The following is a 10530-nucleotide window of genomic DNA, read 5'->3' on the forward strand; positions in this document are numbered from 1 at the left end:
TCATATTCGTCAGTATGTCCAAGAGAGAGAGCGTCCAAACCTAGCAATCTATTAAATTATATCTTTAACATTCGCGGATTGGCCGAGCCAGCCGAAGGAACAGGGAAGTCGGGCTCAGCCTCCTCTCCGTGCAGATGAACGCTCATTACAATGCCCATAGCAGCCATGTTGATGAGCACTGAAGTTCCGCCATAACTGATGAAAGGGAGTGTAATCCCGGTGAGCGGCATCAATCCGATGAATGCCCCGATATTTTCAAGAATCTGATACAGCAGCATAGCTGCGACACCAATAATCAGGAATGTACCACTTCGTTCCCGGCATTCCAGTGCAACGACGATCATTCGGTGGATGAGGATAAAAAAGAGCAGCAGGACAAACGCAGAGCCCAAGAAACCGAATTCTTCAGCGATCTGTACAAAGATGGCATCAGAGTATGTATAAGGAACCCGCCCGGCTTGTACGGAATCCCCGTTCATATACCCTTCCCCGCCCATACCTCCAGATGCGATAGCAATTTTGGCATTTTTGGTATGATAGCTTGCATCAGCTGTGGCCAAGTCCGGGACAAGCCAGGGGTCCAGACGTGCAATCAGATGCTTTCTTCCAATGGTCTCTCCAAGGAAATGGACGGCTTGATCGTGATAGTGAATGTATCCCAGCGCGAGACCGGCTCCAGTAACACCAATCAGGAGCAGACCAGTCAGCGCATGTGTGAATTTGATATTTCCGATCCAGACCAGGCCGAGCATAATCACAATATAACTGAGCGCATTTCCCAGATCATTCTGCACCAGCACTAATACAAAAGGAATCAGCGTCAGCAGACCAATAGGTACGACCCCTCTCCAGAAGGTCAGAACAGCCCCTTGCTTGCGCAGCAGGAGTGAGGCCAGGAACAAAATCAGTGCGAGCTTAAAAAGCTCGGCAGGCTGCAGCGTCAGGCTCCCTAGCTTCAACCAGCCCTGCGCCCCGTTTTGTTCTTTACCGATGAAAATGACCAGTACCAATAGTCCAAGTCCCAAGGCATAGATGTATTTTCCATATCGGATGAACCATTTGTAATTCACAAAGGCAAGTACGATAAAAGCCATAAACCCCAAGAGATCATACTTGAGCATCTGGAAGTGAAACCCATCCAGTTTTATAGGACTTATCCTTCCGACTGTGACGCTATATATTGAGAATATACTTATGCTCATCAACATAATCAGCACAACAACGATCACAGGGTCCACTCTCTTCAGTTTTTCCAGCATGGTTCAGTTTGCTCCTTGTCCTTGTTCATTTTCAGCGCTTATTTAGCAATGTCGTTCTATGACCAACTTACTTTCCACGGTGAACTTACTATCTACGAAAAACTTGCTATCCACGGAGAACTCACTATCCACGAAAAACTTGCTATCCACTTTAAGGCAGCTGTTGTCACTATGGTGAATGCTCGGACCACCGATCGCGTTGGCCCCATATTTTCTTTTATAAACTACTTCTATTCTTTTAAAAGCCCCGCAACCCCTGTCAGATCATTTGCCTTCATGCGAATGATCCGCCTAATGATCTCCAAATTGTAATTAGCGGCAATTCTGTACCTTAAATCGACTGCATCTACCGGTTGAGGGAAATTAAGTGCAATATTGTACCTTAAATCTTCCAGAATACCCTGTCCAGCGTGCTTTTCCGAAAAATAAGATACAAAAATGTCCTTATTCCCCTCATTTGCCTATATTAAAGAAAAATAAGGTGTAAAAATACTCTTAGTTGGGGGTTGAACTATTTTTCACCGTTAAGAACGGTAGCTCGTATATTTATTGTAAATGATCCCTATAAATCATACAAATTTATACATCACTCTTAAATGCACCGCCCCTGCTCATAACGCAAAAAACCGCCGGGCACTATCTTTTCAGACAGTTCCAGCGGTTGTGTAAATGTGATGATTATAAAATTATGCCTGCTTCGCAGGTGCTTGATAGGAATTACTCGGATTAGGGAAATCCTCTTCTACTTCTTGACCGTGCAAGCGCACACTCATGACAAGACCGATGCTCGCCATGTTGATGAGCAGGGAGGTTCCCCCAAAGCTGATGAACGGCAGCGTGATTCCCGTTAAAGGCATCAGGCCGATAAAGGCCCCGATATTCTCAAAGATTTGATAGAGCATCATCGCGACAATTCCGACGATCAGGAATGGCCCTCCCCTATCCCTACTTTCCAGGGCAATCAATATCATTCGGTGGATCAGGATAAAGTACAGCAGCAGGACCAACGCGGAACCCACGAAACCAAATTCCTCGGCAATCTGCACGAAGATGGAGTCGGAATAGGTGTATGGCACCCGATCCGTCTGAACAGAACTACCCTTCATGTATCCTTCGCCGCTCATCCCGCCGGAAGCAATCGCCAGCTTGGCATTTTTCGTATGATAACTTGCTTTAGGCGTTGCCTTGTCAGGTACAAGCCATGGATCGAAACGTTCAATCCAGTGGGAACGGCCAATATCTGTAAGGAAGACCTTGATATCGTCATGATAATGAATGTAGCTCATAATCCCGGCAATCGCGGAACTAGAAATAATAACCAATCCTATCAGGGCATGCGTGAACTTGATATTCCCGATCCACAGCATCCCGAGCAGAATGACAAGATAAGCCAAGGCATTACCCAAGTCATTTTGCGTCATAACGATTACAAAGGGAACTAGTGTAAGCAAGGTCAGAGGTACGACGTCACGCCAGAACAATAACTTGTTCTTGTTCTTCCGGACGAGCACTGCCGCCAAAAATAGAATGAGTACGAGTTTGAACAACTCGGCAGGCTGTAAGCTCATGCCGCCTGGCAGCGACAGCCAGCCCTGGGCATTATTCTTGGTCTCGCCCATGAAGCTGACAAGTACCAGCAAGCCGATACCGCCCATGTATACGTATAAGGCGTACTTCACTAATATCCTATAATCGAGAAAAGTAATTCCGGTCAGTGCAATAAAGCCGATCACATAATACTTGAGCATTTGGATATGGTGCCCGTCAAGCTTCTCTCTCCCATGGGTAACACTGTATATGGCTGAAATGCTGACGCACATCAAAATTAACAGAACGACTATGATGACGCCATCGATTTTTTTAATTTTCTGAAGCATGTTCTGCCTCCTTGCTCTCTGCTGGCTTTCGGGTACTCATCATGTACAGAACAGCCGCCATTGTCTATTGTAAGGGACGGCTCAGTAAAAATACAAATCCTTTGCAGCCAGCGGTCCCCATTGTACTTATAACAACGGTTCTCGATCTATCTGCTTAGTCCAAGCACATGACGGGGAATCCCGGCGAGATCATCTACGGTGATGATCTCGTTCCAGTGACCCGCAGCTTTCAGAAGCGCAGCCACCTGCTCTGCCTGGCCGAAGCCAAGCTCAAAGCCAATCAGGCGCGGCGGTGCCGGGAGCAGCGGAAGCTGCTCCATCATGCGGCGGTACGGGTCCAGCCCGTCCGCGCCGCCGTCGAGCGCCGTGCGCGGCTCATGATCGCGCACCTCGCGCTGGAGCCCGGCGATATCGCCGCCGGGAATATACGGCGGGTTGGAGACGAGAATATCCGTCTCCATCCCCGCAAACGGCTCGAGCAAGTCGCCGAGCCGCAGATCCACAGCCGTGCCGTGGCGCTGCGCGTTGCGCCCGGCCACGGCCAGGGCCGCCGGCGAGATGTCGCCGGCGCAGACCACCCACGCCGACGTTTCCGCCGCCAGCGTGACAGAGATCACTCCGCTGCCAGCGCCGATATCGACGGCGGTCAGCGGCCGTACGGCGCCTCCGGCAGGGGCGCCGCCTGCTTGCGCGGCTCCATTCGCCGCGCTGCCCTCCTGCGCCGCTACGCCCGGCGCAGCAGCCGGCCATAGCTCACCGGCGTACCGCAGGATCGCCTCCACAAGCAGTTCCGTCTCCGGCCGAGGAATCAGCACATCCGGTGTCACCTCGAAGGCCCGGCCGTAAAATTCCTGCTCGCCGATGATATACTGCACCGGCTCACCGGAAGCACGGCGGGTAACCCCAGCCTCCCAAGCTTCCCGGACATCCGCTGGAAAAGCATCCGCCAGCGCCATGTAATACGCCGCGCCGGACAAGCCCAGCACATGCTCCAGCAGGAGCTGGGCACTGCGTTGCGGTTCGTTACAGCCGCTACGGCTCAAAAAAGAAGAAGCCTCCGCAAAGGCTTCCCGGATGCTTTGCACGCGAGGCATGACATATACGTCGTGTTTCAAAGCATTATTCTCCTTTTTCCATCAATTCGGTCTGTTCTGCCAGCGACAATGCCGAGATGATATCCGTAATCTCCCCGTTCATGACTTGCTCCAAACGGTGCAACGTCAAGCCGATCCGGTGATCCGTCACCCGGCTTTGCGGGAAGTTGTACGTACGAATACGCTCACTGCGGTCGCCAGTGCCGACTTTGCTTCTGCGCTCTCCGGCATACTTTGCTTCTTCCTCTTGGCGCTTCATGTCAGAGATACGAGCGCGAAGAACTTGTAGCGCCTTCTCCTTATTGGAGTTCTGCGATTTGCCGTCCTGACAGGTAGCCACGATGCCTGTAGGCACGTGAGTTACGCGAACTGCAGACTTCGTTGTATTAACGGACTGACCGCCCGCTCCACTGGAACAGAAGGTATCCACACGAATGTCCTTGTCATGGATTTCAATTTCAAAATCCTCAGCTTCCGGCATTACGGCTACCGTTGAAGTAGACGTATGAATACGTCCGCCCGATTCTGTAGTTGGAATACGTTGTACGCGATGTGCGCCACTTTCGTATTTCATCTTGCTATAAGCACCCCGGCCGTTAATAAGGAAAATAACTTCCTTAAATCCGCCAAGGTCGTTCGCGCTAACATCCATCAGTTCGATACGCCAGCCTTGTGTATCAGCATAACGCGTGTACATCCGGTAAAGATCAGATGCAAACAGAGCTGCTTCATCTCCGCCGGCAGCGCCGCGGATTTCCACAATTACGTTCTTATCATCATTAGGGTCTTTAGGCAGCAGTAGAACGCGGATTTTCTCCTCCAGATCAATCTGGCGCGACGACAAGTCATCGATTTCCATCTTGACCATTTCCTTCATTTCATCGTCCAGCTTCTCAGCCTGCATCATTTTGGCGGCTTCTAGCTCTTCCATTACATTTTTATATTCAGCATAAGCCTCATAAGCGGGCTGCAGATCAGATTGTTCTTTGGAATAATCCCTCAGTTTCTTACTGTCGTTTGCAACATCCGGATCACAAAGCAGTTCACTGAGTTTCTCATAGCGGTCCGCCAAGGATTGCAATCGGTCCAACAAGGGAATTCACCTCTCCTAATTCAAAGTTCAATACCTTTCAAGCATACTAAATGTCGGTGAATCAAAGATGATACACGACTTTATATTATACCACCGTTCCTCGCAGTTGGCTACACTTCACTTCGCTGAGAACAGGCATGATACTAAGATATTTTCTATATAAAAAGGGGACAGCCAGGAAAAACACTACCCTCCAAGCTGTCCTTTATTATAAATAGGCCTCTGCTTCCTTATACGTTAAAGCGGAAATGCATCACGTCGCCGTCCTGCACCAGATATTCCTTACCTTCCAGACGAAGCTGTCCGCGTTCCTTGGCACCGTTCATCGAACCCGCTGCTACCAGATCGTTATAAGCAACGACTTCCGCACGGATGAACCCGCGCTCAAAGTCGGTATGGATAACACCGGCTGCTCCTGGTGCCTTGGTTCCTTTACGGATGGTCCAAGCACGAACTTCCTGAACGCCTGCCGTGAAGTACGTGTACAGACCCAACAATCGGTATGCAGCTTTGATCAGACGGTTCAGTCCGGATTCTTCCAGACCCAGTTCCTCCAGGAACATCGCCTTGTCCTCGCCTTCCAGCTCGGCAATCTCCGCTTCCACCTTGGCACTGATCGGCACAACTTCCGCGTTCTCAGATGCAGCAAAATCACGCACCTGCTGCACGTAAGGATTGCTGTCCGCACTTGCCACTTCCTCTTCGCTGACATTGGCCGCATATAATATCGGCTTCTGTGTCAACAAGTGAAGGTCACGGATAATCAGACGCTCGTCCTCAGTCAATTCTACGCTGCGGACAGGCTTATCGTTATACAGGGCTTCCTTGATACGCTCTAGAAGTTCAACCTCCTGTGCGTATTTCTTGTCTCCACCCTTAATATTCTTACGGGAACGCTCAATCCGCTTATCCACGCTCTCCAGATCGGCAAGAATCAGCTCTAGATTAATGGTCTGAATATCGCTGATTGGGTTCACCTTTCCGTCGACATGCGTAACGTTCTCATCTTCGAAGCAGCGTACGACATGAACGATCGCATCCACTTCACGGATGTGAGCCAGGAACTTGTTGCCAAGCCCTTCACCTTTACTCGCACCGCGTACGAGGCCTGCAATATCCACAAATTCAAACGCGGTTGGAACCGTTTTGTTCGGCTGAACCAGCTCCGTCAGCTTGTCCAGACGCTCATCCGGGACTTCCACCACGCCAACGTTCGGGTCAATGGTACAGAATGGGTAGTTCGCGGATTCTGCACCCGCTTGTGTGATAGCATTAAACAATGTGGATTTCCCTACGTTAGGAAGCCCGACGATCCCTGCTTTCAAAGCCATTTATATGACAACTCCTATTTTCAGTTGATTTTGGAACAGATCACCGATAAGTCGAACGATCTAAACCATTATATATTAGAACAAATGGTCCAGCAACACCGGATCTCAAGGGAAGATCATTTGTACATTCAGGAATTGATCACGTATTTATGAACCGCCATCTTCTAACTTCAGCTCTTTGGACATGGAGATGTCCGTAATGATGTAGCCCATTTTCTTGTACAGTTCAAACGCCCGAGTATTCTGGCCGAAAACATGCAGACCGATCTTGGTGACTCCCATCTTGCGTGCTTCTTCATCCAGTGCCTGCATAGTCAGTTTGCCGTAGCCTTTACCCTGATAAGGCTCAAAAATGTAAATATCATAAATGAAGGCTTCCCGCCCGCCGCGACCTTCGGTCACATTGAACCAGATATACCCGATTGACTCCTCAACGTCCTCATGAACTACCGAATAAAGGTAGGCTCCTTCTGTATGCAGCCCGCTTGGCAAAAAGCGGGTCATCGCTTCCTGGGACAGCTTAAGGGCATTATCCGGGTGCCAAGCTCCTGATTTCACCTTGTCAGCAGCATAATCCCTGGTAGATTGGCTTAAAAAAAATTGAAAGGTCGACTCGTCCATTTGAAGAAGTTTGATCATATCATTATTCCTTCCCAAAATCCGTATTCTTGGTGACCGCCTATTTCCGTAGCAGGCGGGGCGTACCTCGCAGCGCGTGTAGATCAGGCGCACCGATACCGAACATCGAAGTGCGCAGCTCCAGCTCCACCTGAGCCAAGGCATTATCCAGCGCGGTCTCCGATTCCACAGCAGGGCCAAGCAGGTTGCGGCCGAAGCCCGCTAGATCGGCGCCCAGCGCCAGCGCCTTGGCGGCATCCACGCCGTGCCTTAGTCCACCGCTCCCGATCAAGGCGCCATGCGGAGCGGCTGCCCGAACATCGGCGATGCTTTCAGCCGTAGGAATGCCCCAATCAGCGAAAGCCTCCGCCGCGGCCCGTCGCACAGGATCGGTGCTCCGGAACTTCTCGACCTGGCTCCATGAGGTTCCGCCAGCTCCCGCTACATCGACGAAGGCGACACCGGCATTGTACAACCGGACCGCGGTCTCACCATCGATGCCCCAGCCCACCTCTTTGACGCCTACAGGCACGGTAAGTTCCCGGCACAGCCTCTCAATCTTCGGCAGCAGCGCAGCAAATCCAGTGTTCCCTTCCGGCTGGAACACTTCTTGAAGGCCGTTCAGGTGCAACACCAGCCAATCGGCTCCGGCAATCTCCACCGCCCGCCGGCATTCATCCACACCAAAGCCGTACGATAGCTGGACAGCGCCAATATTAGCAATGACCGGAATGCCAGGTGCCTTGTCCCGCACACGGAAGGTCGACGCCAGCTCGGAACGTTCCACAGCTGCCCGGACCGATCCTACGCCAAGACACCAGCCCCGCCGCTGGGCCGCTTCCGCCAGCCGGGCATTGATGGCGCCGGTAGCAGCGCTGCCCCCGGTCATGGAACTGATCAGCAGCGGGGTGCGCAGCTTCTTGCCCAGAAATACAGTGTCCAGAGAAATGCCGTCAAAATCCAGCTCGGGGAGAGCATTATGCCGGAAACGATAATGCTCAAAGCCTGTCGTAATCCCGCTCCCTCCTACCTCCTCATTGAGGCACAGCCGTACATGTTCAATTTTACGTTCTCCGGTTCTAGAATCCGGCAGCAGTGACCTGCTTCCATCGGGCTGAAGACCGTCCCCGGAATCCGCCTTTGGGAAGCTCTGCAAATCCTGTGATGTATGGTTCATGGTGTCGCCCCCGTTTCTCACTCTATTAAACGACTGTAGTCAGCCGAGACATTTTTCTTAACAGTTAGATTCATTATAACACATCCCTGTAGCGGAATTTACAATAAGAGGATATGAAGTGGACAAGGGATAGCGACCCGGTCTTTCTGGAAAACTGAACCCATCGTCGTCCTTCGTCAGTGGCGGTTACGAATCTGGCGGCTGCTTCAGGTATCCCTGAATAGCGGTAATAGGTGGGGTAGAATACCAGATCTAACCGATCCGGGTACAGGATCTTCAGAATACTTTCAGGAGGAACGTTAATGAGCCCAGGCCGCAAAGCCTCTCGCCCGCAACCGCCACCTTTAACAAAAAAGCAATCTACACTAATCACCCAAAAACAGCGACAGAATCCCCTCTGGCTTTGGATAGCAGGGCTTTTCACCTTGTTGATCCTCTGGCTGGCTGCCGTTATGATCTATCAGACCCATAAGCCGCTTCCGCCCGGACTTTCTTATGAAAGCCCCTCATACAAGGTCAATCAAGTACATTTCTGGTATGACTTGACCCACGCCGATGGTACGGAAAATGGCTCACAAGAGGAACAAATTCTACCGCGTATTCTCAAGATCATCGAAGAGTCCCGGCAGTTCCTGGTGGTCGACATGTTCCTCTTCAACAATTACACACATAAGGGTCAGTATTTCCCGCCCATCAGCAAAATGCTCACGGATAAGCTACTCGCCCAGAAGGCCGCCTACCCCGAGATGGAGATTGTGTTTATTACTGACGAGGTTAATACCAATTACAATTCAGCACCCAACCCGTTACTGGAAGAAATGAAAGCTGCTGACATAACGGTAATCATGACAGATGTTGATAAACTAAGGGATTCCACACCCGTATATTCTGCGATCTGGCGCACCTTCATTCAGTGGTTCGGACAATCCGGCAAGGGGTGGATTCCCAATCTAATGGCTAGTAACGGTCCGAAGATCACTGCCCGCTCTTATTTGAAGCTCCTGAATGTTAAGGCCAACCACCGCAAGCTGATTATGAATGAGACAACGGCGCTGATATCCTCAGGCAATGTACATGATGCCAGCGCCTACAACTCCAATATCGCGCTGGAGGTTCAGGGCCCCATACTCGCCGATATATTGCAGACTGAGCAAGCCGCAGCCCACCTTTCCGGTACAGGACCCTTGTTACGCAAGGAACCCGTATTTTCTCAAGCCAATGAGGGGAACGCCGAGGAACATCTTGAAGTCCGATATCTGACAGAGGGTAAAATTTATACGTATACACTGGAAGCCATCTCCTCTGCCCAACAAGGCGACACTGTATGGATGGGCATGTTCTACTTAGCCGACGACAAGATCATTAAGGCGCTACTGGAGGCCTCAAAACGCGGCGCCATCGTCCGATTACTGCTGGACCCCAATCAGAATGCGTTCGGCAGAGATAAAATCGGCATCCCCAATCGGCCTGTAGCCATGGATTTGAACCGTCGTTCAGACGGAAAGATCGCCATCCGCTGGTACAATACGACGAAGGAGCAGTATCATGCCAAGCTGCTTTTTGTCTCCAAAGAAAATGGCAAGTCCGTCGTCCTAGGCGGATCTAGCAACTTTACAGCTCGAAATCTCGATGATTACAACCTGGAGAATAACCTTTGGGTGACCACGCAGAGAAATCAGCCACTATATACTGAAGTGGAGGCTTATTTCACCCGTCTGTGGAACAACGACGGCGCAGCTTACAGTCTTCCCCTTGATACCTACCAAAGCGAGGTCACGTGGATCAAATACATGGTGTTCCGCATGCAGAAATTCCTCGGGTTCACCACTTTTTAAATATATCCTGACACAAGTAGCAACGACTTTGCCGTCCGCTAAGGGACGGTATCCGTTTCAATGAGAAATATAAGGATGCTTTATAGCGTAAAACCTAAAAATTCTTATATTTTCAAAAAAACCACTTGGAGCACCTTAACATAAGGCTGTCTGAACTGCACCCCATTTGTTAGACACCATCTAACATTGGAGGTGCAGTTTTTCTGTGACTAAGTTTAGTATAGATGAAAAATTACAAGCAATAAT

General features: G+C 50.5%; 8 protein-coding genes. 1 reads left to right on the forward strand and 7 read right to left on the reverse strand.

The window, feature by feature from the left end; genetic code table 11:
- Positions 1-56: 56 nt before the first annotated feature.
- The 7 genes from ACFVRY_RS26170 to fni form a co-directional block, all read right to left on the reverse strand.
- Complete coding sequence (locus tag ACFVRY_RS26170) at positions 57-1259, reverse strand: FtsW/RodA/SpoVE family cell cycle protein (protein WP_387503227.1); 1203 nt, start codon at positions 1257-1259, stop codon at positions 57-59.
- A 686-nt stretch (positions 1260-1945) separates the two neighbouring features.
- Positions 1946-3136, reverse strand: coding sequence for an FtsW/RodA/SpoVE family cell cycle protein (locus ACFVRY_RS26175; RefSeq protein ID WP_387503229.1), 1191 nt, complete (start codon positions 3134-3136; stop codon positions 1946-1948).
- 146 nt (positions 3137-3282) lie between these two features.
- Positions 3283-4251: a peptide chain release factor N(5)-glutamine methyltransferase gene (prmC, locus tag ACFVRY_RS26180; protein WP_387503231.1), complete on the reverse strand. Its 969-nt coding sequence runs from the start codon at positions 4249-4251 to the stop codon at positions 3283-3285.
- A 4-nt stretch (positions 4252-4255) separates the two neighbouring features.
- A complete protein-coding gene (gene prfA, locus ACFVRY_RS26185) occupies positions 4256-5323 on the reverse strand; it encodes a peptide chain release factor 1 (RefSeq protein ID WP_387503233.1) in 1068 nt (355 codons plus the stop codon).
- A gap of 230 nt (positions 5324-5553) precedes the next feature.
- Entirely contained in the window at positions 5554-6654 is a 1101-nt protein-coding gene (gene ychF / locus ACFVRY_RS26190) for a redox-regulated ATPase YchF (RefSeq protein WP_387503235.1), read from the reverse strand.
- A gap of 147 nt (positions 6655-6801) precedes the next feature.
- Positions 6802-7293, reverse strand: a complete 492-nt coding sequence (locus ACFVRY_RS26195) for a GNAT family N-acetyltransferase (RefSeq protein WP_387503236.1) — start codon at positions 7291-7293, stop codon at positions 6802-6804.
- A 40-nt stretch (positions 7294-7333) separates the two neighbouring features.
- Positions 7334-8449, reverse strand: coding sequence for a type 2 isopentenyl-diphosphate Delta-isomerase (fni, locus tag ACFVRY_RS26200; protein WP_387503237.1), 1116 nt, complete (start codon positions 8447-8449; stop codon positions 7334-7336).
- Positions 8450-8751: 302 nt separating this feature from the next.
- Here fni and ACFVRY_RS26205 point away from each other — a divergent pair, with 302 nt between their 5' ends.
- The gene (locus tag ACFVRY_RS26205; protein WP_387503238.1) at positions 8752-10284 is read left to right on the forward strand and encodes a phospholipase D family protein; all 1533 of its coding nucleotides are present in this window, start codon (positions 8752-8754) and stop codon (positions 10282-10284) included.
- The last annotated feature ends 246 nt before the right edge of the window (positions 10285-10530 follow it).

It is taken from the genome of Paenibacillus sp. NPDC057934 (assembly GCF_042887565.1).
GTDB lineage: Bacteria > Bacillota > Bacilli > Paenibacillales > Paenibacillaceae > Paenibacillus_AQ.